The following is a 21,912-nucleotide window of genomic DNA, read 5'->3' as shown; positions in this document are numbered from 1 at the left end:
AAATGGAGACCGCAGCCCTGGTAGCGCCGAGCCATGCTCGGCGGAATGCGGGACGGCGAGCGCGCCAACAGCAGCCGACTGAAGTCGGCTCTACCAAGCGATCAATCCACCGCCCCGTCAATCCACCAAGCGATCAATCCACCAAGCGATCAATCCACCAAGCGATCAATCCCCGCTTGATCCACACCTCACGCAGGCACTTCGGCGTCGGCGGAAATCAGTTTTTCTTTCTTCAGTTCCGCCCAGAAATCCGCCGGGATGGCGATCGACATCGACGCGACGTTCGCGCGGACCTGCTCGGGCGTCCGTGCACCGGGGACGATGCACGAGACCACCGACGGCGCGTCGGCAAATTGCAGCGCCGCCGTGCGCAGGTCGATGCCATGGCGCTCGCAGATCGCGGCGATCTTGGCGCGCTTGGCCGGCGCCCATTCCGGGATCGGGCTGCCGTACAGATAGCGCTCGCGGCCGGTCAGGTAGCCTGCCAGCAGCGGCGAGCCCACCATCACCGAAACGCCTTTTTCAGCGAGCTTCGGGAAGGTGTCGCGCAGGGTGGTTTCGTGGTCCAGCAGTGAGTACTGGCAGGCCAGCAGCATGATGTCCGGATCTGATTCGGCCACCGCGCGCAGTGCAGGCTGCGGCCGGTTCACCCCGAACCCCCAGCCTTTGATCAAGCCTTCCTCACGCATCTTCGACAGTTCCGGCATGGCGCCGCGCAGTGCTTCGGCAAAGCGCTGTTCCCACGGCATGCCGAGGTCTTTTTCGTTTTCCGGCGACAGGTCATGGATGAACACGATATCCAACTGCGATACGCCCAGCCGGTTGAGGCTGTCTTCCACGGAACGCCGTGCGCCGTCTGCGGAATAGTCGTAGCGATAACGGAACGGCGCCGGATCGTGCCAGTTGGTTTTCTGCAGGGGGCCGGCCGTGCCCGTGAGCAGGCGACCGACCTTGCTGCTGAGGGTGTACTGATCGGCGGGGTGCAGGTGCAGTTCATTGCCCATGCGCCTTTCGCTCAGGCCCAGTCCATACCAGGGCGAGGTGTCGAACAGGCGAACGCCGGAGGCCCACGCCGCCGCCATGGTGGCCTGCGCTGCGTCACGGGTAGTGGGTGCCAGGCTGCCACCCAAGGGCGCACCGCCGAGTCCCATGCGGGTCGGCGGACGGTAGCGGCCACCCGTGGGCTGCGGTCGCGCAACTGGGCTGCCGCCGCTGCGGGGTGTGCCACGCGTGGGCAGCACGCTGCCCGGTGCCGGTGACTGCGCGAACAACGGCGAGGCCGCCATGACCGCCGCGCTGGCCGCGGCAAGGGAAAGAAACTGACGTCGTGAGTTCACTGGGGTCTCCTGGAGGGGAAGGCGTGCAGGGCGCTCGCAAGCCACACGACCTTATCGCGGCACCGTGTCAACGCAGCGGGAACGGCCATCGCCGACGCCCGTTCCGCCGGGGGCGAGCGATTCCTGCAAGTGCGCTGCCAGCGCGCTGCCTAGGCTTTTCCCATGCAACGGAGGGGAGAGTGCGATGCAGGGTGCAGGCAAAGAAACAGGCAGCGATACCGGTCTCGAACTGCCTGCCTGGCAGCAGGTGGCACGGGAAGAAATCCGCCAGCGGCTGGCGGATGCTGATTTCCCGTGTCTGTTCGCGCGCAAGGCGTGGCGGGCCGGTTCCATCTGGTTCCAGTTCTGCGAGCGCGATCGCTACGTTGCCGCGCGTGAAGCACTGGCCGCCTACACCGACATGGTCAAGACGGTCGCCATCGAGGAGCGTCTCTATCGGCCGCTGTGCCTGGTCTTCCGCAGCGAAGAAGGCGAGCAGCCAATGGACCAGCATGCGGCGGCGTGGCAGCTGCTGGAATGGCTGCATCGCTACGATCCGCAGGCATGGCCGGCGAAAGTGCCCGATGACACCGACGACCCGGCCTGGAGTTTCTGCTTCAACGGCGTGCCGTTGTTCGTCAACATCAGCTCGGCCGCCCATGTGCAACTGAGGAGTCGCAACCTGGGCCGATGCCTGGTGCTGGTGGTCAATCCGCGCGAGAACTTCGACGTGGTCGCCAGCGCAGCCTCGCCGCATGGGCGAGCGTTGCGCGCGCGGATCCGTGATCGCGTGGAGTGCTACAACCAGGCGCCTGCGCCGGCGAGCCTGGGATTCCATGGCGAACCGGGCAACCGCGAATGGATGCAGTACCAACTGGACGAGCCAGGACTGGAGGCGCCTGCGTGCTGCCCATTCTCCACGCAGCGCAGGCGCCTGCGATGATCGGACTCGATCTGAACCTGTTACTGCTTTACATCGTGACGGTCACGGTGATGATCGCGCTGCCCGGCCCGGTGATGATCCTGGTGGTCAGTGCGGGACTGTCCGGTGGGCCGCGGCGCGCATTGTCGACCATCGCTGGTACCAATGCGGCGTCGCTGCTGCTGATCGCGCTGTCGGCGCTCATGGTCCAAGGTCTGCTGGCCATCGACGAGGCGTACTTCAACGGCGTCAAACTGCTGGGGGCGCTGTACATCGGCTACGTCGGCTGGGGGCTGCTGCGCGCGGTCCCCTTCGAAGGCCGGCCGCAGGCAGGCGGCGGTATCGGAGGCTTCGGCAAAGGCTTCGTGGTCGCCATCGCCAACCCCAAGGACATCATCTTCTTCGCCTCGTTCTTCCCGCAGTTCATCGGCATCATGCCGCAGCCGGCACTCAGCCTGGTGGTGTTGACACTGCTCTGGGTGGCGCTTGATTTCGCTACGCTGATGGTGATGTTCCAGCTGGTGCGTCGACTGCTTCGACCGGTGCTGCAGCGTGCGCTGCTGCGGTGCTCGGGCGTGCTGCTGATCGTTGTGGCACTGGTGGGGGTGGTGCTTGCCGGGCGCGCGTTCTGGAGCGCGTCGGGATGACGGTCAAGCGGCCGTCCCGGCGATGCGTCATCGCACTTAACCACCGCGCCCTGCGGCAGCTCGCCCAGCCAGAGCGGAATGCGAAAGCGCATCCGCACGCAAGCAGTTTTACTGAAACTCGTGAAATCAGGTGCGCTCCCCCCCGTGTTTCCGATCTCCCCTGTTGGCGGCCGCTCCATCCTGCGAGAGCCCTCTGCACCGGGCGCGCCCGTGACTGCGACCGCCCCCGGCCCGCTCCCGCTGCGAGCAGTTGGCAATGGAGGTGCCATGCAGGCCTCGCCCGTGCGCTCTTCCGATCCGGCGCGGGAGGACTGGAGCAAACGGCTTCCTGCGGTGTGGGAGGCGAGGCAGGCAAGCGTCACGGATCGCGCCCTGGAGCCATGGCGTCTGCAACAGATCGTTCTCGGTCTCGGAGACGATGATGTCTGGCGCCGCCTGAGTTCGCGCCTGGACGAAGCGGCAATGGCGCCGTATGCCGATGCGTTGAGAGACCTCGTTGCCGCGGTCAGCGCACTGCCAACCAGCGTGTGCAAGGCGTATCCGGGTCTGCCCGGCTTCACGCGCCATCAAGCGTTCAAGTCATTGCTGTAGTCCAGAACAGATGTGCCCGTACCCCCAAAGATGCTCGTCAGCATCATGGGATGGCAGCAGTCGGTCATCGGTGAGGTGTACGCCGCACTTTTCTCCGATGGCGAGCTTGACTGGGATAGCACGTGGTTCGACTTCGGCCTGGATCACGACAGTCTCGCCACCGGTGCCATACGCACGGAGTTGTGGGCCGCGATGGTCGTGGGGCCGACATACTCCAGTGTCGAATACAGCGGCGTGGTCTCGCCTGACCAATTCAATGGTCCGATTGTTCAGCGACTGCGGGGCGAAGAATCGGCTGAACAGGTAAGCGTTGCGATGCACATCAATGACGCTGCATTCAACAAATGGATTTCACGTGCGGCCGAGACGTTGCGACGTGGCGGTACCCTGTCGTCGGAGCATGTCCTGCCGTTGAACAGGGACGGTAGTGGACCTGCGCCTGCGGACACGCGCTAACGTTGCCTGATGCGCGTGGGACCTGACAGCCATCATGGTCGTGGCCGCGAGGGCCGCGAACATGGCGCGGCCCCACCCATCTTCGTTACAGCGTCAGTGCGCCAACAGTCGCGCGTAAAGTGCGGCGCCGTAATGCGGTGGATGCTGGGGTGCCTGCAGGGTGAAGTGCGGGCTGGCAGCGTGCAGCGCGGTCGAGAACGGCCCCATCAGTGCATCCCCTGCGCTGAAGGCACCGCCGGACCAGGACAGCGGCACGGTCTCACCCGGCGCGAACCCCAGGCTGATGCGCAGCGCGTCGGCGATGGCAGCCAACTCGTGCCCGGCCCGCTCGAAGATCGAGGCGGCCACCGGGTCGCCTGCCTGTGCTGCGCGCGACACCAGCGGCGACAGCTGCGCCAACTCACCCCGTGAGCCGTGGCCCTCGCCGTATACATGCGCGCAGATGTCCAGGTCATGCTCGCCCAGCTGGAAGTGCTCGCGCAGGATGCCGTGCAGCGGCCCGCGCGGCAGGCGCCCATCACTCATCCGCGAGAACGCATTGAGCCCCTGCACGGCGATCCAGTACGCCGACCCTTCATCGGAAAACGCTTCTCCCCAGCCGCCGGCACGTGCCGAGGCCGCACCGCGACGTCCGTAGCCCATCGAGCCCGTGCCGGCGATGATGTTGATGCCGTCGGCGCAGGCCAACGACCCGGCCCAGCCACAGACCATGTCGTTGTCGCAGCTGTAACGTGCGTGACCCAGCACGTCCCCGGGAATCGACTGCAGCCGGGCAGTGGCGCGGCTGTCTTCGCCGTACGCAGGCAGGCCGAAGAACGCCTGGCGGATGGCCTCGCGTCCTGCGTCAACCTGCGTCAGGACCTGCTCGATGCCTTCAGCAAGAATCGCACGCACGCCGTCCAGCCCCACCTGCGGGTGATACGTCGTCCCCAGCTGCGCCTCGGCCAGCAGCGTGGCCTGCGCATCGATCAGGGCGAAGCGGGTCTTGGTGCCGCCACCGTCCACGCCCAGGTACAGCGCGCCACTCATGCGTCCAACGCGTACAACTGCACGCCCTGTACCACGCGGTTGACGATGCCGGCCGGGTTCGGATTGTCCGGCGTCACCCCGCGCGCCAGCGAATGCAGGAACGCGTAGATCTGCGCCGCGGCGACATAAGGCCACAGGAGCTCGACATCGTGTGCGTCCTGCAGCCCGCGCACCGCCAGCGTATCGGCGGCGTCCGCGTCGCGCGGCTGGGCGGAGATCTCGATCACCCGCGCCGCACAGCCGTCGCGGCGCAGTTCGTCGATCAGGTCGTGGTCGTAGCGCCGCGTGTGCGGATCGTTGGACACGAACACCACCACCAGCGTGGAATCGGTGACGAAGGTCTTCGGACCATGGCGGAATCCCAGCGGTGAGTCATAGCACGTGACCACGGCCCCGTTGGTCAGCTCGCCGAGCTTCAGCGTGGCTTCGCGCGCCAAGCCCTGCAGCAGCCCGCTGCCCAGATACACCACGCGATCATGGCGGGCTTCGGCCAAGGTGTGGAGCAGGGGCAGGGCGGTGTCGATCACCTGCGCGGTGGCTGCCGCAATGGCGTCGACGCGACCGCCGCGCACGCTGGCAGGCACCAGCGCGGCCAGCGTGGCGTACATCATGCAGCTGAAACTGGAGGTCATCGCAAAGCTGGTGTCGTGCGTCTGCTCGGGCAGCAGCAGGGTCATCGAGCGGGCCACGGGCACCCGCGCCAACGCGCCGGTGGGATTGCAGGTCACCACCAGATGGTGCACCTCATTGACCAGCGATTCGGCCAGCTCGACCGCTGCCAGACTTTCCGGACTGTTGCCGGAACGCCCGAAGGACACCAGCAGCAGGCGCTGGGTCGGGTCCAGGTACAGGCGCGGTGCACAGACGATGTCGGTGGTCGGTACGGCGTCCACGCGTGCGGCCAGCTGGCGGTCCAGCAGCGGTGCAAGGCATTGGCCGATGTACGCCGATGTGCCCGCACCGGTCAGCACGACGCGCGCGGACGGGTCATCGATCAGGGGCCCGACGAACGCGCGCAGCTGATCGGCCATCGTCGCCACCAGGGCATCGGTGGCCTGCAGCATGTCCGGTTGCTGGGCGATCTCGCGCGCGGTCCACAGTGCACCGTTCGCTTCCAGCGTCGGTTCGGGGAAACCGAGAATGTCAGGTGAGGTCATGGTTCGTGCATGCATGGTGGTAGTCATCGAGGACAGCGCTGATATGGGCCATGGCCAGGGACTGCGGATCGAACGTTGCCGTTCCGTTGCGCACCGCGTTCAAGGCATGGGGAAGGTACTGGCCGATGAGCGGCATCGGCGGCGGGTCGGCCCGCAGGTTGTCGAACAGCTGCACCCGCGCCGCTTCGATCTGCGGGTCAGGCCAGTAGTAGCGGATGCGGTCGCTGAGGCTGTACTGCAGATCGGTGGACAGGGCACGGCCTTCGCCGTGGTAATAGCGCTGCCAATAACCGGGTGCATCCTGCATGCGGCGCAGGGTGACCTCGCGCAGCCGCGCGCGCTGGTCATCGGCGATCCATTCGCGCTCGATGGCATCGAGTCCCCACAGTGCTTCGCGCAGGGCGAATGTCAGGCCCGGACCCACCTTCAGGATCGCGAAGTGATCACGCACCAGCGCGGCCAGCGCATCGCGGGTCTGGTAGTCGGTGGAATGCGCTTCGAAGACCAGTCCCGGCACCGTGGTGACCGACTGGCTGAGCGCCTGTGCCTTGCTGCTGTCGTAGTCGATGACGTCGTGGTGGTCGAACTCCACGCCCGGTTGCACCACCGAGGCCAGCACGCGCAGCCACGCCTCGCCCAGGCCGGCGGCCTCGAAGGCGACGCGATGCGCCTGGATGGTGGCCAACGCGGCATCGGCAGTGGTCACCGCCAGGCCTTCGATGGACTCAGTGGCGCCGCCGGGCACGGGCACTTCGGTGCCGATCACATACACCGGCGCCTCGCCACCGGCCTGCTGCCACGCGGCCTCCGCAGCACGGCACAGGCGTACGGCACGCCTTACGATCTCGGCTTCCGGCAACGGCTCCGGATCGCCACTGCAGGCCATCGAGCAATCCAGGTGGATCTTGCGGAAGCCGGCAGCGACGTACTCACCGACCATCACCTCGGCCTTGTCCATCGCGGCCGCCGCGTCCAGCGACGTCCACGGATTGGGACCCAGATGATCGCCACCGAGCACGATGCGGCCGGCGTCGAAACCCACGCGCTCGGCGATGTCATGCACGAAGCGCACGAAGTCCGCCGGTCGCATGCCGGTATAGCCGCCATCCTGGTTGACCTGGTTGCAGGTCGCCTCGAACAACAGCAGATCCTGACCGGTGCGCTGCGCGTGGCGCAGGCTGGCCTCGATGACCAAGGGATGGGCCGAGCAGATCGAGGTCACGCCGATGGCGTGGCCTTGCCGATGCCGCGCGACCAGGTCGAGCAGAACGTGCATGGGAAGTCCTGTCAGGGGAGGGGGGAAGGCGGTGTCTGGCGCTCGGGTTCGAGCACCAGCAGCAGCGATGCGATCAGGGCGAGGACCAGGCCGACCGTCTTCAGCGGGCCCGGCACGACGCTGGCGAACAGCAGCGACAGCACGGCCGTCACCAGCGGTGCGCCTGCGTTGCTCAGCGGCGCCACCACCATGGCCTTACCGTAGCGGAAGGCAAAGACCAGGGTGAGCGCGCCGATCGCGTTGAGGATCTGGATGCCGGCGGTCATCCACGGCCCGGTCAGGCCCCAGTTGATCGGTTGCGAAAAGTCGGTCATCGCCAAGGCTACCGGTGCCAGCAGCAGCGCGCCGAGCGTCATGTAGGCAAAGATGCTCTCCGCCCGCACCGTGTCGTTGGCCAGTTTCATGAAATAGGCCTGCAGGCCCCACGCCAGCATGATCAGCAGGGATTGCACGAACCAGCCCAAGCCGGCTTCGCCGCGCCCGAAAGACAGGTCCAGCAGCGGCAGCGCCACCAGGGCCAGCACGATGCCCAGCGTGCCCTGCCAGCCGGTGCGCTCGCGCAGCAGCAGGAAAGACAGCGCAATGGTCACCACCGGCGACAGCGAAATCACCGGGAACACGAAGTACGCAGGACCGATGGTCAGCGTATGGAACAGCAGCATCTGCCCACCGGCACCGAGCAGGCCGATGATCAGGCCGTAGCCGATCGCCCGCTTCGAGCGCTCCAACTGCCAGCCGCCGCGCCACAGGATGTACAGCGCCGGCGGCACCATGGTCAGCGCCCAGACGCAGTACACCAGCGTATCCGGGAAGCCATGCGCAGCGGATAGCGGGGACAGCGCGCCCCACACACCCCACAGGGCCACCGTGGCCAGCGCGAATCCCAACCAGGGGCGACGGCGCGCGGGCGGGGCAGCCATCACGACGGCCTCCGCGCTCATGCGCGGGTACCGGCAGGGGTGGCCTGCAGCATCAGGAAGCGCTCGAACCGCGCGGGCAGGCGGGCCACGGTGCCGCCGTCCACCTCGCCCAGATCGGCGTCGTTGAACAGGTCACGCACCGCCCAACGGCCGGCCGGCAGTCCACGCAGCTCGACCTTGCCATCCCAGCGGGGCGCATAAAAGGTGTAGTAGCGAGCTCCGTCCTTGGCGATGGCATGCGCTTCGGGCTTGTCGAAGCCGATGTCGTACAGCGTGCCCAGGTACTCGCCCTTGGGCAGCATGTGCGTGTTGTACAGGCCCACCCACCGACGCCACAGCGCTTCGCGCTCGTCGGTCAGTACGAAGCCACCGGGCGGAAGGGGGACCGAGGGATGATCGGTGTCTTTCGGCCAGGTGAACTTGCTGGAGATCACCGCGCCGATGCCCACGCTGGAAGCGAAGTCATCGCGGTTGTCGGACAGCTCCACATGGTCGCCGGCGTAGCTGCTGCGGTCGCCGATCAGCGCCTTGATGGATTTACCCTTGCTGCGCACCTGCCACGACGACAGCGGATCCGACGACGGGAACTGGTCGGTGGCCGGCAGGTTGTGGAAGGCGAATGCGGTGCCGCAGGGGCACAGCTCGACGACGGCATCAGGGTTCGCATCGTGCGCCGCGCGGTAGATTGCATCCCAGAATTTCGCCAGGCCGACCACGGAATCCTGCGGGCTGGCGTGCTTGTGCGCCGGATTGAAGCAGGGAGCAACGGCATTGAGGTGCTGGCCATCCAGCTTGATGCCCTCGAAGCCCCAGTCGGCGATCGCCTTGCGGGTCAGTTCGACGTAGAAATCAATGGTCGGCTGGTAAGCCGGACACTGGGTCAGCGCGTTCCACCAGGTGACGGTCTGGAAGGCGCCTTCCTTGTCCAGCAACAGCATGTCGACATGGTCGTGCAGCACGTCGCTGCCCGGATCGGCGGCCAACGGCGCCAGCCACAGGCGCGGACGCATGCCGTGGCGGCGTACCTCCGCGGTGAACGCGCGCATGTCCGCATCGCCGCGCGGGAACTTGCGTAGGTCGATCTTCCAGTCGCCTTCGTTGGTCTGCCACCCGTCATCCAGTACCGCCCATTCGAAGCCGAGCTCCTTCGCCTTCGGCAGCGTGGCGAAGATCTGCTCCACGCTGAAGTCGCGCTCGTAGCCCCAGGCACACCAGATCGGCGCAAACGCCGAATCGGGCGGACGTGGGCCTTCGATGCCTTCGCCGCGCATGAAGACCTGGTACTGCTGCAGGGGCGCGTAGAAATCGCCTTCGTGCACGGCCAGCAGGGTCCGCTCGGTCACCAGTTCCTGGCCCGGTGCCAAGGTGACGGCCTGCGGTGATTCGATGGCGATGGCCGCACCCTTCGCAGTGCGCTTGACCGGCATGTCCAGTGGGCGCGGGACGGGCTCGACATGGCCAACGGCCAGGCCGACATCGCGGCGCCAGATATTGGCAACCGGCGTGCCGCCGCCGTAGTCCGATGAATCCATGGACAGCGTGTTGCGCTGGTCGAAGCCCGCATCCATCGGCTGCACCCAGTCGCGGCGATCGGTGTGGGTGGCACCGGAAAAACTCCAGAAACCGCCCGGCGCCTCGTCCAGCTGGTACGCGCTGTTGCGCCAACCGGTGACGGCCAGCGGCGCGCTGCCGATGTTGCGGTAACGCACCTGCAGCAGGGCCAGACCGGGCTGCTGGTCAAAACTGCTCACCGCAACCTGCTTTTCCACCCCGTCGCGGGAGCGGCCGGTGAAGACCACCTGCTTGCCGGAGCCATGACGGGGGTCATCCAGCACATGCGCCTGCTGATCCACCAGTGCAAAGTCGACGATCTCGCTGTCGGCCAGCAGCAGCGCTTCACTGGGCTGCCAGCCGGTCAGGGGCTTGCCGTTGCGGGAAACGCGGGTATGCATGCGCTTGTCGAAGGCAAGGCTCAGCACGGCATCGCCGGCGGCCTGATCCGTCGAACGGGGAGCCATCGCGGCGCGCGCCCAAGGGGCTGCACTCCACGCCATGCTGCCTGCCACGGTTCCGGCAATCAGCTTCAATGCGGTACGGCGTCCAATCGGTGGCATAACGTCATTCCGAGTAACGATGAGGGTCATTCTGCGCACGCGCCAAACGTTGATGCAAGCGTTTTGTTGCGATATGGTTCGATTAAGTTTCGTTTCCTAACAGTGGAGTGCGTCATGGCAGTGAAGCAGCAGGTGTTGGCCCTTGGAGTGGCGCTGGCGGCCATCAGTCTCACGGCCTGCTCGCCGTCACCCGGGGCCGGCAAAACCGATGCGTCGGTGCCCGCACCGAGCGCTGACGCCGTCACGACGAACACTACGCCCTATGCGATGGCCGACTTCGCCACCGTGCGCAAATTCGATGCCCATGTGCACGCCAACGACCGTGACACCTCCCTGTTGCAGCAGGCGCGCGCGGACAACTTCGAGGTGCTGTCGATCAATGTCGATTACCCGGACTTCCCCAGCCTGCAGGATCAGCATGCGATCGCCGTCGCGCAGGCGAAGCAGGATCCCGCGCACTTCCACTGGGCGACCACATTCTCGATGAAGGGCTATGGCAGCGAGGGCTGGCTGCAGCAGGTCAGCACGGGGCTGGACCGCGACATCGCCGAGGGCGCGCGGGCAGTCAAGGTCTGGAAGAACATCGGCATGGTGGAGAAGGATGAGCAGGGCAGGGCGATCATGCTCGACGACCCAGGCCTTGCACCGGTGGCCGAGCATGTGCGCGCGCTGGGTGTGCCGTTGATCGCGCACCAGGGCGAGCCGTACAACTGCTGGCTGCCGCTGGACAAGATGACCACCAACAACGACCGCGAGTACTTTGCCAAGCACCCGCAGTACCACATGTTCCTGCATCCGGAGCAGCCTTCGCACGCCGACCTGATGGCGGTGCGCGACCGCTTCGTCGCCGCGCATCCGCAGTTGCGGGTGATCGGGGCGCACATGGCCAGCCTGGAGTACGACGTGGACGTGCTGGCCGGCTTTCTTGACCGGTTTCCGAACGCGACGGTCGATCTGGCTGCACGCATGAGTCAGGTGCAGTACCAGTCCAATGCGGACCGCACGAAGGTGCGCGACTTCTTCATCCGCTACCAGGATCGGCTGCTCTACGGCACCGATCTGACCCAGTCACCGGGCGCGGATACGGCACAGTTCAAGGCGGAAACGCATGCGGTGTGGCAATCAGACTGGCGCTACCTGGCCACTGACGAAACCCAGCACATCGACGTGCTGGCCGCCGATGTCGCCGGACTGGCGCTGCCGCGTACGGTGATCGACAAGGTGTACTACGGCAACGCAGCACGCGAGTTCAAGCTGTAACGGCGGGCCCAGGAATCCGGGTGACGCCGCGCCGTGCCTCGCGGCTTCCGGGCGACCGGTGAATGGGATTTGGTAGCGCCGAGCCGTGCTCGGCGGAGTGGGTCGGCGCGTGTGGGTTGGGTGCAGCCGACTGAAGTCGGCTCTACCCGCCGGCTCTACCCCGCCGGTAGGCGGTTGACCACGCGCGGCGACCGGTGAATGGGCTTTGGTAGCGCCGAGCCGTGCTCGGCGGAGTGGGTCAGTGCGCGTGGATTGGGTGCAGCCGACTGAAGTCGGCTCTACCCGCTGGCTGTACCCCGCCAGCCGCCGCCGCCGCTGCGCTGCAAATCAGGTCAGCTGCAGGTCCACGCCCAGGGCCCGGCAGTGCTGGGCCACGTCGTCGGGGGCGCCGACATCGGTGATCAGCGTGTCGATGTCCGATACCGGAATGATCCGGTGCAGGCAGACCTTGCCGAACTTGGAGCTGTCCGTGATCGCGACCACCGCACGTGCCGCCTCGACCATCTTGCGGTTGAGCATGGCTTCGGGTTCGTAATGCGTGGTGATGCCGCGCTCCACATCGAATCCATCCACGCCCAGGAACAGCAGGTCCACATGCAGGGCATCGAGTGCTTCCACGGTCAGCCCGCCATAGAAGGCCATGTTCTTGCGCCGCAGTTCTCCGCCCAGCATCACCAGGTTGATCCGGGTCTTCGGGCTGAGCACGGTCAGCACGCCGAAATCGTTGGTGACGACGGTCAGATCAATGTCCGGCAGGGCCTCGGCCAGCTGCATCGCCGTGGTGCCCGAATCAATCGCGATGGTGTCGCCCGGCCGTACCATCGCCGCAGCGCGTGCACCGATGCGGCGCTTCTCATCCAGAAACACAGTGCGCTTGGTCTCGTAATGAGGCTCGGCCGCAGGCGCAGCACTCACCGCACCGCTGTCGATGCCGCCGCCGTAGGCGCGCGCCATGACCCCGCGCTCAGCGAGGTAGCGCAGGTCCTTGCGCACGGTCTGCAGGCTCACGCCGAACTGTTGGGCGAGCGAGGACACCTGCACACTGCCGTGCTGGCGAACCAGTTCACTGATCTGTTGGCGGCGATGGCTGGTGTCCCGGGTGGCGACCATGCAGAGAGCTCCTTTCAAACGTTCAAGAGTATGCGCCTTTTCGTTACATTTCGCTATTGATGCAAAACGAAACCTCATATACGCTCGGTTTCGTTGCTTCACCAGCCAGGCCCCCACAGCCACCGTCCTACGCTTCATGCCTCAGGAGAAAGAGCCCGTGAACGCCGTCCGTCCGCATCGCCATTGTCTTTACCATGGAATCACCCTTGCCTTGCTGCTGCCCGCCACGGCGTGGTCGCAGCAAGCCAGTCCCGACACGCCGCCGCCCGCCGGCACACCGGTGGCTGCTGCTGAGCAGGCACCTGCCGGCAGCGCCGTCGATCTGGAAACCGTGCAGGTCAGCGGTGTCCGCGCCGCGCTGGCGCGCTCCACCGAACTGAAGCGCGATGCGTCTACCGTGCAGGATTCGATCAGCGCGCTGGAACTGGGCCGCTTCCCGGATGACAACGTGGCCGACTCGCTCAGCCACATCACCGGCGTATCGATCACCCGCACGGCCGGTGGCGAAGGGCAGAAAGTCAGCGTCCGTGGCCTGGGCCCGGAGTACACGCTTACCACCTTCAACAATCGCATCCTCGCCACCGACGGCGCAGGGCGCGACTTCGCCTACGACGTGTTGCCGTCGGACGTGATCAGTGGCGCCGATGTGGTCAAGGGCGCGCAGGCGTCCCTCACGGAAGGGGCGATCGGCGGCCTGATCAATCTGCGTTCGGCCAGCCCGTTCGACAACAAGGGCCAGCATGCGATCGTGCGTGCAGAGGGCGACCACAACCAGATGTCCGAGTTGAACGGCCGCAAGTTCTCTGCGACCTACAGCAACACCTTTGCCGACGACACCATGGGCCTGCTGATCGGCGCGGTCTACGCCGAGCGCAAGGACCGCACGGATATCGCGGGCAATGACGGCGGCTGGACCCGCAATCCGGATCCGGCCGACCCCAGCTGGGGTGGCAATGCCTGGGGCGGCAACATCGACCCGAACGGCAATGGCGAACTGGATCCGGACGAATACGGTCTGATCGCGCCGGGTCAGTTCCGCGTCGGTTCGGTGCTGGAAGACAAGAAGCGCAAAGCCTTCTCGGGCAAGTTCGAGTGGCGTCCCAACGACGACGTGCGCATCGTGGTGGACGGCCTGAAGACCCGCCTGGATTCGCCGCAGGTGTCTTACCAGCAGTCGTTCTACCCGCTGTTCGCACCGGGTCGTTGGTCGGATATCAACGTGCAGAACGGCATCGTCACCGGCTTCACCATGGACAACCCGGATCCGGAGCAGCGGATGAACCCGGAAGTGCTCAACCAGACCGAGCACCGCGTGGTGGATACCGATCTGTTCGGCATCAACGGCAGCTGGAAGGTCAACGACAGCCTGACCATGACCGGCGATGTGTACCGCTCCACTTCCGAGCGCAAGTCGGGCGGGCAGGACACCTACGTGGTGCTGCGCATGAACCAGCCGAACGTCACGCGCATCGATCTGACCGGCGACGCCGTGCCGAATGTCACAACGACGTTGGATGACGGCCGCGATCTGTCCACGGGGCTGGCCAACGGCCAGTTCAATGACCGTGATTTCAACACGCACTACATGGAACTGCGTGGCGACAACATCAAGGACGAGATCACGGGCGGCACCATCGCCGGCAAGTTGTACGTCGGCGAGTGGGGCGTGGACTCACTGAACTTCGGCATGACCCGCACCGAGCGCAGCAAGCGCCGTGACCTGGTCAACAACACCCTCAACGGCGGCGCCGACTACTACTCGGTGGACAACGCGATCAACGTCGGCGACCTGGGAGGCGGCGTGCTGGACCGCACCCTGTCACTGCCGAACTTCATGAACAAAGTGGGCTCGAACTTCCCGCGCAGCTTCCTGGGCTTCGACGTGCCGAACTACCTGGCCAGCCTGGAAGCCTACAACGGCAACCCGCGTCCCGACGGCAGCGTGTACGACTTCGCCAACGCCGCACCGCAGTGGAATCCGCTGGAAAGCTACCGCGTGGAAGAAAAGACCAACGCGTTCTACGTCCAGGCCGACCTGTCCGGCGAGCGCTGGAGCGCGGACGTGGGGGTGCGCGTGGTCAGCACGACGACGCGCGCGCAGGCGTGGGATGCAAAGATCATCAGCATCACCGAGAACGGCGCGTTCAACTACACCGCACGCTACGCCGACCCGACGCCGGTGCTGCAGGACGGCAGCTACCGCTACATCCTGCCGTCGGGCAACTTCACCTGGCGCTTCACCGATGATCTGCTGCTGCGCCTGGGTGCGGCCAAGACGATGGCGCGCCCGCCGGTGGACAAGCTCGCACCGACCAACACCACGGCCAGCGTGTCGTGGGGCGAGTTCACCCAGATCTACGGCGGCAACGTGGATCTCAAGCCGTACACCGCGCAGCAGGGCGATGTCTCGCTGGAGTGGTACTTCGACGAGCAGTCGATCGCCAACATGGCGGTGTTCTACAAGCGGATCGAAAACCAGATCACGACCAGCTGGGAGCCGGGCCAGGACATCGGCGTGCCGGGTTACCTGTTCAACGTGATGCGCCCGATCAACGGCGACTACGCCAAGGTGCACGGCATCGAAGCCGGCCTTCAGCACTTCTGGGAGAACGGCCTGGGCTTCCGCGCGCAGTACACGCGCAACTGGTCCAAGAGCTTCGTCGGCGGCGAAGAGCGCCCGCTGGAAGGCATCGCGCCGTCGGTGTATTCGTTGGGCCTGATGTATGAAAAGGGCCCGTGGTCGGTGAGTGCGACGGCCGATTACAGCGACGGTTTCGTGACCGCCACCAACGTGCTGGGAGCGGGCTACAACGAACAGGCCGACGAGATCACCTGGCTGACCGCGAGCATCTCGTATGAGATCAACGACATGTTCAGCGTCAGCCTGCAAGGCCAGAACCTGCTGGACGAAGCACAGACCTACAGCATCAACGGCAACCCGTTGCTGTCGCAGGGCTACTACCGCTACGGCCGCTCGTTCACGCTGGGCTTCAGCGCGCGCTTCTGAGCGAGCGAAGCGTAGTGCCGGTGCGTGACGGTCGCAGACTGTCACGCATCGGGTGAACCTGACCGGGTGAACCTGACCGGGTGAACCTGACTGGATGAACCTGACTGGATGAACCTGACTGGATGAACCTGACCGGATGAACCTGGACTGGTAGAGCCGACTTCAGTCGGCTGCTTTTGCACCTGCACCTGCACCTGCACTTGCACCTGCACCTGCACCTGCACCTGCACCTGCACCTGATCCCGCTCTTGCATTGGTAGAGCCGACTTCAGTCGGCTGCTTTTGCAGGCCGAAGCCGACTAAAGTCGGCTCTACCATTCTCGGTGAAGCCGACTGAAGCCGACTGAAGTCGGCTCTACCATTTTCCGTGCAGCCGACTGAAGTCGGCTCTACCGGTGTCGGCGCTACCGGGCCGGCAGCAGCCGGGGCTGCTTTTCATACCATTCCTTGGCGCCGGCCAGATGCCACTGGCGGTTCTCACCGTCCAGTTCGATGCCGGCGCCCAGCACGCCCCAACGCAGGTACAGGTCGCCGCGCTTGCCCGGCTTGCCGATGTCCAGCCGCCCGCGCAACGAAAGCCGTGCGTTCTCCGCTTCCAGATCATCCACCACCAGCTGGCCCTGCCGCCAACGCAACTGGCCGCTGGCCTGCACCTCACCCGAATCCACCAGCCCCAGTACCCACCGGGGATAGGCGCTGCGTTCGCCGAATACATCCAGCAACGGTCCTGCATCGCGCAGGCGGATGTCGGCCACCGCATCGGCATTCAGCGGCGCCGACGCACCCAGATGCCCGCTGCGCACCGCCAGCTCGCCCCACCACCCGGCATCGGTGCTGTCGGCGATGCGGACGTCCTGCAGACGTACGGTGGTGCCGCCCAGGTCGAACTGCTTCTGCTCGAAATCCGCCCGCTTGATGCGTGCCCGCAGCAGCGCATCGCCGCGCATCGCGACACCGGCCAGCTGCATCCGCGCACCTTCGCCACGCAGGTCGGCCTTGCCCGTCCCGATGCGGCCGGAGGTATCCAGCTCGACATCGCCACTCAGCAGGCCGGTGCCGCCCAGCAGCCGCAGCTGGTCATTGCCCACGAAGCGGTTGTAGCGCGACAGGTCGGGCACGCGCGCGTCGTTGAACCGCAACCGGGCGCGCACGCCTTCCTTCAGCTCTTTCAGGCGTGCATCCCCGGTGAGATCCAAGGACATGGCGCGGCCGTCAAACAGCACCTGATCGGGCGCATTCATCGGTGCGGCGCGGAACTGGGGAATCTCCACCTTCAACTCCGCCTGCGGCGTGGCGCCTTCGGTAATGCGGCCCTTGGCATGTGCATCGCCGCGCATCCGCACCCCCGCCACATCGGCAATGGCCACCACCTGCGGAACCTCGGCGGTGCTGCCCGGTGCCAGTTGGCCATTGGCCAGTTTCAGGTCTGCCTTCACCAGTCCGCCACCATCCAGCCGGAACCACGGCTTGCGCACGATCAGCTCGGAGATCCAGTTGAGCGATTCGAACTTCCAGCTCGCGCGTACGTCGCCGGAGGTCCGTGGCAGCAGGTCGGACAGATCATCGAAGGGAATCGTGCGGCCGGCGATGTGCAGGTCGGCGTCGATCTCGCTGCCGGTGTCCTCGTCCTTTGGAAGCCGGGCCTGCAGGCGGATCTGCTCGGCGACGTTGAGCTGCAGTGCCAACAGGCCGCGATCGGTCGCGTGATCACCGGCGTGCACCGGCAGGCGCCACACCAGATGGCTACCCGGCCGTAGCACGCCGCCGTGATCCATTGCCAGATCGGCCTGCAATCTCGCCGTAGACGGAATCGTGCCGACCTTGACGTGGGCGCCGGCCGTGTCGATGCGCAGGGCCTGGCTGCGCGCATCCACCTTCAACTCGGCGGTCAGGATGCCGAGCTTGCGGCGTCCCGGCGCTTCGTCGCGGTAGTGGCGCGGAAAGCTGGCACGCGCGTCAAGGTGGGCCTGGTCCAGCACGGTCGTGCCATCGAGGCTGATCGTGGCCTCATCGAACGTCGCCGTGCTGTCGAGCAACTCGGCGGGTCCGCCGCGCAGCTGCTTGACAAATCCCACAGTCGCCTGGCCCTTGCCGGCTATCAGCAGCTTGCCGAACTCGCCGCTGCGGATGCTGTCGCTATGGATCTCATCCATACGCACGGTCCATCCCTGGTCGCTGCGCGGCGGGGGCGGGATGGCCTTGTCGACCTGGCGGATCACCGCGCGTACGCCGGCGGCATCCACGCGCGGGATATGGATCTCACGACGCAGCAGCGCGGGCAGCGAAATATACGCGCTTGCCCGCTCACCACTGAACACGAACACCGTCCGGTTGGCCTGCACCCGTACATGCACGTTCCACAGCACTGCATGCCCTGGCACCACGGTCAGGGCAGGGCCGCTGTGCAGCTGGAATTTGTCCGGCTTGCGGTTGGTGACCATGTCGAACAGCGGCGTGTTGAGGAAGATGTTGCCTGCAAGCAGATACAACAGATACAGCGCCAACAGGGCTGCCAGCGCGATACGGACAGGTCGGGGCCAGCGCGGCAGGCGCTGCAGACGCGCAGGAATCAGGGGCATGGTGGACCGCAGGCGGGAATCATGCCGCTACTATCGGCAGCGGCCGGCGGCAACAGCGTGAAGGCTGCAGGCTCAGGTGTTACTTTCTGCAGGGGGGCTGCACGTCCCTGTTGCCTGTCACTGGAGTGAACCGCATGTCGCTGCTGTCCAACCTGCTGCCGATCCTGATGATGGCCAGCCCCGCCGCACTGCCGGAACCGCCGGCCAGTGACCCGATGTTCCATGCCGAGCCCGGATCGCTTCAGCCCGAACAGATACGCGCCATGCAGCAGCGCCTGGCCGACTGGCCGCAACTGGGGTATTACCGCGAACAGAATGCCGCCTTGCCTGCCGCCCCGGCCGACCGCCCGCGTGTGGTCTTCTTCGGCGACTCCATCACCGAAGGATGGGGCGCCACCGGCAGCAGTACGTTTTTCCCCGGCAAGGGCTACATCAACCGCGGTATCTCCGGACAGACGACGGCGCAGATGCTGCTGCGCTTCCGCCAGGACGTGATCGCGTTGCGCCCGGCGGTCGTCGTGGTGCTGGCCGGCACCAATGACATCGCCGGCAACACTGGCCCTGCGACACAGGCGATGATCGAGGACAACCTGCACGGCATGGTGGAACTGGCCAAGGCCCATGGCATCGCGGTGGTGCTGTCATCGGTGCTTCCCGTGAGCAGTTACCCGTGGCGCGCAGGGCTGCGGCCAGCGGACAAGGTGCGGGCCCTGAACACAGCGCTGAAGCAATACGCAGGCACAGAGGGAATCGTGTTCCTGGACTACCACGCGCTCATGACCAACAAGGAAGGCGGGCTGGATGTCGCGCTGTCGGCGGACGGGGTGCATACCACGCCGGCCGGATACGCGCGCATGGCCCCCCTGGCCGAGGCCGCGATCGCCGACGCACTGGCTGCGGCGGGCGTGGTGCCATCAGGCAGGACGCAGGGGACGCAGCGGTGAAACGAGCCGGGCGGTCTGGTCGCTCGCCGGACGGAATGCTGCGTTGAGCGTGCCCAGCACACCGGATGGCCGTTACATTGTCGTCCGCGGACGTCTGTGGCGTGCAGCCAACCCTGGATTGGACGAGGTCACCCGGGCGGCGTTGGTGGCCCAACTGATGGATGCGCGGCGAGCGGTGAAAACGGCCTTGGCTGCAGACGACGCAGCGCAGCTTGCTGCCGCGCGTGCCGCGGTTGACGCCGCGAAGATAGGGCTGGGAGAGCGTGGGCCGGTCTGGTGGAGCGATGGGGCGAAGGACTTCAACCGTCATCTGGTGAAGAACACGCCGTATGCAACGTGGTATGCGGGTGCACAACGTTAGCGCCGAGCCACGCTGGGCGGAGTGCTGCACCGCGCGGCCGCTGCGCTCGCCGACCATGGGTCGGCGCTACCGGGGCGTCGGCAGATATCAGTAGCGCCGAGCCACGCTCGGCGGAGTGTTGCACCACGCGGCCGCTGCGCTCGCCGACCATGGGTCGGCGCTACGGGGGCGCCGGCAGATATCGGGGCGTCGGCAGATATAGGTAGCGCCGAGCCACGCTCGGCGAAGTACCCGATCAGTTCGCCATCGACGGCTGTGCGCGGTCCATCGCATCGAGCTGCAGCTGTGAAGCATCCAGCTGGATGGTGCAGCGCAGTCCATCATCGGCAAAGCCGTAGTCGACGTCGGCGCCGATCTGGTACGGCAACGCGCGTTCGATCAGCTCACGTCCTGCACCACCGCCACGGATCTGCTGGGGATTCTCCGGCAGGTCGTGTACATCGTGTTCGTTCCAGTCGATGCGCAGCGTAGGGGCACCGTCGGCAGCAGCGCCGGCCTCCAGCAGCGACCACCGCACATGCAGCCGACCTCCCTGCTGGCGCAGCGCGCCGTACTTGACCGCGTTGGTCGCCAGTTCGTGCAACGCCATCGCCAGGGGCTGCACGCTGCCTGATCTCAAGGGAATGTTGTGCGGACCTTCCAGTACGATCTGATCGCCCTGTGCCGCCGGATCGCAATGCGCGGCCAGCTCCCCGCGCAGCAGCGCATCGAACTGCACCCGGTCCAGTTCGCCGAGCCGCGACAGCAGGCCTTGCGCGCGTGCCAGGGCATCCAGGCGGGCATCGAAACGGCCGGCGAAGTCGGTCATGTCGCGGCTGGTGGCGAGGGTGCGGCTGGCCATCGCACGCACTACCGACATGATGTTCCGTGTCCGGTGTTGCAGCTCATCGACCAGGATGCGGAGCATCGCTTCACTGCGTCGCCGTTCTTCTTCATGTTCGCTGCGCTCGGTGACATCGCGCGTGGTCCCGACGATCGCTTCGACGTTGCCGCGCGCGTCCAATTGCGGGACGAAGATGTAGTCGTACATGCGACGCCCCAAAGGACCTTCGAACGGGACGTCGCCACGTACGGGCTTGCCGGTCGCGATCACTTGATCGAGCTCGCGGCCATGCATGGCTGCATGCCAGTCGGGGTAGCCCAGCTCCAGGCAGTTCAGGCCCAGCGCCTCTTCCTCGGTCTTGCCCCACATCCGCAACAGGGCACGATTGGCGTAGGTGAAGCGATGATCGAGGTTGAAGATGTAAGCAAGGTCCGGTGAGCTGTCCAAAAACGCTTTCAGGCGGCGACGCTCGCGTTCTGCGTCATGCAGCGCGTGCACCACCGCATCGGCCGCCCGCTCCAGTGCCAGCTGCTGGTCTTCGCGGTCCAGCACGACGGCCGCGATACGGGTGCCGAACTGCGCGACCTCTTCTTCCCATCCGCTGAGCGGGCGCGCCTCGGACAGGCACATCAGCAGCCATGCACGCGGACCTGCACCGGCGTGGGTGATGGCAATCGGGTTGCACGCCTCTAGTCCCTGTTGCTGGCAATGGCCCTGCCACTGCGTCGCCCATGCCGCGTCCGTCGAAACGTCTGGCGACACAGCAGCGACAGACCCGCCAGTAAAGCGGGCGGCGAGCGGGGAGCAAGACGCGCGCTCGAGTTGCTCCAGCAGAGCAGGGGGCATGCTGCTCCCGATGACATAACGCACCAGCGGCTCACGTGCGGAGGTGACGATGACGCACGCCCGCAGACCCGGCTTCATCCGTTCAATCGAGTCGATCAGTACCTGCAGGCACTCGCGCGGCGGTGTGCCCCGTGCCAGCGTATCCAGCAGTGTTGCTTGTTCTCGTACCAGCAGTTCGGCGCGCACCCGGCGGGTCATGTCCAGGCACATGCCGTTGATATGGTCACGCTGCCGATCCAGCCGCCCGCGCAGCATCAGCCAGCGTCGGCTGTTGCCATCGGTCCAGGGGAGTTCGATCTCAAAGTGCGGGGCGTCGCGGGTCTGCCGATGTACGCGCCGCCATGCAGCGCGCAACACGGCAGGTGCGATGCCGCCCAGTTGATCAGCGGCGGTACCCGACGCCGTGAGCTGCCGTCGAGCGATATCGAAGTGCCAGACACCCAGGCGGGAGTCGTCGAGGATCGTTTCGACGGCGACGTCGGACAGGGCAGGGGGCATGGTGGCGAAGGGAAAGTTCGTCAGGCCCACCGTTTTGCCAACCCCGACGCAAAGAG

General features: G+C 66.0%; 17 protein-coding genes. 8 read left to right on the top strand and 9 right to left on the bottom strand.

Annotated elements, in window-relative coordinates; translation table 11 throughout:
• Positions 1–188 precede the first annotated feature (188 nt).
• Positions 189–1,337 (bottom strand): aldo/keto reductase, encoded by a 1,149-nt coding sequence (locus IFT65_RS02830; RefSeq protein ID WP_192079980.1) that lies wholly within the window; start codon positions 1,335–1,337, stop codon positions 189–191.
• Positions 1,338–1,521: 184 nt separating this feature from the next.
• Between IFT65_RS02830 and IFT65_RS02825 the strand changes: the two genes are divergently transcribed.
• The 4 genes from IFT65_RS02825 to IFT65_RS02810 all read left to right on the top strand — a co-directional run bounded on the left by IFT65_RS02825 (position 1,522) and on the right by IFT65_RS02810 (position 3,932).
• Entirely contained in the window at positions 1,522–2,259 is a 738-nt protein-coding gene (locus IFT65_RS02825) for a YqcI/YcgG family protein (RefSeq protein ID WP_192079979.1), read from the top strand.
• Positions 2,256–2,885 (top strand): LysE family translocator, encoded by a 630-nt coding sequence (locus tag IFT65_RS02820; protein ID WP_192079978.1) that lies wholly within the window; start codon positions 2,256–2,258, stop codon positions 2,883–2,885. The genes IFT65_RS02825 and IFT65_RS02820 overlap by 4 nt, the downstream gene beginning before the upstream one ends.
• A 267-nt stretch (positions 2,886–3,152) precedes the next feature.
• Complete coding sequence (locus IFT65_RS02815; protein WP_192079977.1) at positions 3,153–3,476, top strand: hypothetical protein; 324 nt, start codon at positions 3,153–3,155, stop codon at positions 3,474–3,476.
• A 30-nt stretch (positions 3,477–3,506) separates the two neighbouring features.
• Entirely contained in the window at positions 3,507–3,932 is a 426-nt protein-coding gene (locus tag IFT65_RS02810) for a hypothetical protein (RefSeq protein ID WP_192079975.1), read from the top strand.
• 93 nt (positions 3,933–4,025) lie between these two features.
• Here IFT65_RS02810 and IFT65_RS02805 read toward each other — a convergent pair whose 3' ends face one another.
• Genes IFT65_RS02805 through IFT65_RS02785 form a run of 5 tightly spaced genes read right to left on the bottom strand, consistent with a single transcriptional unit; the run spans position 4,026 to position 10,428 of the window.
• Positions 4,026–4,961, bottom strand: coding sequence for a BadF/BadG/BcrA/BcrD ATPase family protein (locus IFT65_RS02805; protein ID WP_192079973.1), 936 nt, complete (start codon positions 4,959–4,961; stop codon positions 4,026–4,028).
• Positions 4,958–6,118 (bottom strand): SIS domain-containing protein, encoded by a 1,161-nt coding sequence (locus IFT65_RS02800; protein ID WP_192079971.1) that lies wholly within the window; start codon positions 6,116–6,118, stop codon positions 4,958–4,960. Before IFT65_RS02800 ends, IFT65_RS02805 begins: the two co-directional genes overlap by 4 nt.
• On the bottom strand, positions 6,105–7,394 hold the full coding sequence (locus IFT65_RS02795) for a D-tagatose-bisphosphate aldolase, class II, non-catalytic subunit (RefSeq protein ID WP_192079969.1): 1,290 nt from the start codon (positions 7,392–7,394) through the stop codon (positions 6,105–6,107). The genes IFT65_RS02800 and IFT65_RS02795 overlap by 14 nt, the downstream gene beginning before the upstream one ends.
• Before the next feature lie 11 nt (positions 7,395–7,405).
• The gene (locus IFT65_RS02790) at positions 7,406–8,314 is read right to left on the bottom strand and encodes a DMT family transporter (RefSeq protein WP_188327243.1); all 909 of its coding nucleotides are present in this window, start codon (positions 8,312–8,314) and stop codon (positions 7,406–7,408) included.
• 17 nt (positions 8,315–8,331) lie between these two features.
• The gene (locus IFT65_RS02785; protein WP_192079966.1) at positions 8,332–10,428 is read right to left on the bottom strand and encodes a glycoside hydrolase family 36 protein; all 2,097 of its coding nucleotides are present in this window, start codon (positions 10,426–10,428) and stop codon (positions 8,332–8,334) included.
• A gap of 114 nt (positions 10,429–10,542) precedes the next feature.
• Between IFT65_RS02785 and IFT65_RS02780 the strand changes: the two genes are divergently transcribed.
• Positions 10,543–11,688, top strand: a complete 1,146-nt coding sequence (locus tag IFT65_RS02780; RefSeq protein WP_192079964.1) for an amidohydrolase family protein — start codon at positions 10,543–10,545, stop codon at positions 11,686–11,688.
• A gap of 327 nt (positions 11,689–12,015) precedes the next feature.
• On the opposite strand, the gene IFT65_RS02775 is transcribed toward IFT65_RS02780, so the two are convergent.
• Positions 12,016–12,798 carry a DeoR/GlpR family DNA-binding transcription regulator gene (locus IFT65_RS02775; RefSeq protein WP_188326945.1) on the bottom strand — a complete coding sequence of 261 codons (783 nt, stop codon included), beginning with the start codon at positions 12,796–12,798 and terminating at the stop codon, positions 12,016–12,018.
• A gap of 157 nt (positions 12,799–12,955) precedes the next feature.
• Between IFT65_RS02775 and IFT65_RS02770 the strand changes: the two genes are divergently transcribed.
• A complete protein-coding gene (locus IFT65_RS02770; RefSeq protein ID WP_342365834.1) occupies positions 12,956–15,805 on the top strand; it encodes a TonB-dependent receptor in 2,850 nt (949 codons plus the stop codon).
• Positions 15,806–16,209: 404 nt separating this feature from the next.
• On the opposite strand, the gene IFT65_RS02765 is transcribed toward IFT65_RS02770, so the two are convergent.
• Positions 16,210–18,384, bottom strand: a complete 2,175-nt coding sequence (locus tag IFT65_RS02765) for a hypothetical protein (protein WP_192079960.1) — start codon at positions 18,382–18,384, stop codon at positions 16,210–16,212.
• Between the two features lie 215 nt (positions 18,385–18,599).
• On the opposite strand from IFT65_RS02765, the gene IFT65_RS02760 reads away from it, so the two are divergent.
• Together IFT65_RS02760 and IFT65_RS02755 are read left to right on the top strand one after the other, a co-directional pair.
• Positions 18,600–19,328: an SGNH/GDSL hydrolase family protein gene (locus IFT65_RS02760; RefSeq protein ID WP_249405026.1), complete on the top strand. Its 729-nt coding sequence runs from the start codon at positions 18,600–18,602 to the stop codon at positions 19,326–19,328.
• Between the two features lie 43 nt (positions 19,329–19,371).
• Positions 19,372–19,689 (top strand): hypothetical protein, encoded by a 318-nt coding sequence (locus IFT65_RS02755; RefSeq protein ID WP_192079956.1) that lies wholly within the window; start codon positions 19,372–19,374, stop codon positions 19,687–19,689.
• 235 nt (positions 19,690–19,924) lie between these two features.
• Here the strand turns inward: IFT65_RS02755 and IFT65_RS02750 are convergent, their stop codons facing one another.
• Complete coding sequence (locus IFT65_RS02750; protein ID WP_192079954.1) at positions 19,925–21,886, bottom strand: HWE histidine kinase domain-containing protein; 1,962 nt, start codon at positions 21,884–21,886, stop codon at positions 19,925–19,927.
• Positions 21,887–21,912 lie beyond the last annotated feature (26 nt).

Source organism: Stenotrophomonas sp. CFBP 13725, from assembly GCF_014841935.1.
In the GTDB taxonomy this organism is placed as follows: Bacteria; Pseudomonadota; Gammaproteobacteria; order Xanthomonadales; family Xanthomonadaceae; genus Stenotrophomonas.
This window is presented reverse-complemented; position numbering and strand designations above follow the sequence as displayed.

What these genes read in the sequence shown, in the direction of transcription:
- IFT65_RS02825 (WP_192079979.1), top strand. Translation starts at nt 1,522, where the DNA reads ATGCAGGGTGCAGGCAAAGAAACAGGCAGCGATACCGGTCTCGAACTG.
- IFT65_RS02820 (WP_192079978.1), top strand. Translation starts at nt 2,256, where the DNA reads ATGATCGGACTCGATCTGAACCTGTTACTGCTTTACATCGTGACGGTC.
- IFT65_RS02815 (WP_192079977.1), top strand. Translation starts at nt 3,153, where the DNA reads ATGCAGGCCTCGCCCGTGCGCTCTTCCGATCCGGCGCGGGAGGACTGG.
- IFT65_RS02810 (WP_192079975.1), top strand. Translation starts at nt 3,507, where the DNA reads ATGCTCGTCAGCATCATGGGATGGCAGCAGTCGGTCATCGGTGAGGTG.
- IFT65_RS02805 (WP_192079973.1), bottom strand. Translation starts at nt 4,961, where the DNA reads ATGAGTGGCGCGCTGTACCTGGGCGTGGACGGTGGCGGCACCAAGACC.
- IFT65_RS02800 (WP_192079971.1), bottom strand. Translation starts at nt 6,118, where the DNA reads ATGACCTCACCTGACATTCTCGGTTTCCCCGAACCGACGCTGGAAGCG.
- IFT65_RS02795 (WP_192079969.1), bottom strand. Translation starts at nt 7,394, where the DNA reads ATGCACGTTCTGCTCGACCTGGTCGCGCGGCATCGGCAAGGCCACGCC.
- IFT65_RS02790 (WP_188327243.1), bottom strand. Translation starts at nt 8,314, where the DNA reads ATGGCTGCCCCGCCCGCGCGCCGTCGCCCCTGGTTGGGATTCGCGCTG.
- IFT65_RS02785 (WP_192079966.1), bottom strand. Translation starts at nt 10,428, where the DNA reads ATGCCACCGATTGGACGCCGTACCGCATTGAAGCTGATTGCCGGAACC.
- IFT65_RS02780 (WP_192079964.1), top strand. Translation starts at nt 10,543, where the DNA reads ATGGCAGTGAAGCAGCAGGTGTTGGCCCTTGGAGTGGCGCTGGCGGCC.
- IFT65_RS02775 (WP_188326945.1), bottom strand. Translation starts at nt 12,798, where the DNA reads ATGGTCGCCACCCGGGACACCAGCCATCGCCGCCAACAGATCAGTGAA.
- IFT65_RS02765 (WP_192079960.1), bottom strand. Translation starts at nt 18,384, where the DNA reads ATGCCCCTGATTCCTGCGCGTCTGCAGCGCCTGCCGCGCTGGCCCCGA.
- IFT65_RS02760 (WP_249405026.1), top strand. Translation starts at nt 18,600, where the DNA reads ATGTTCCATGCCGAGCCCGGATCGCTTCAGCCCGAACAGATACGCGCC.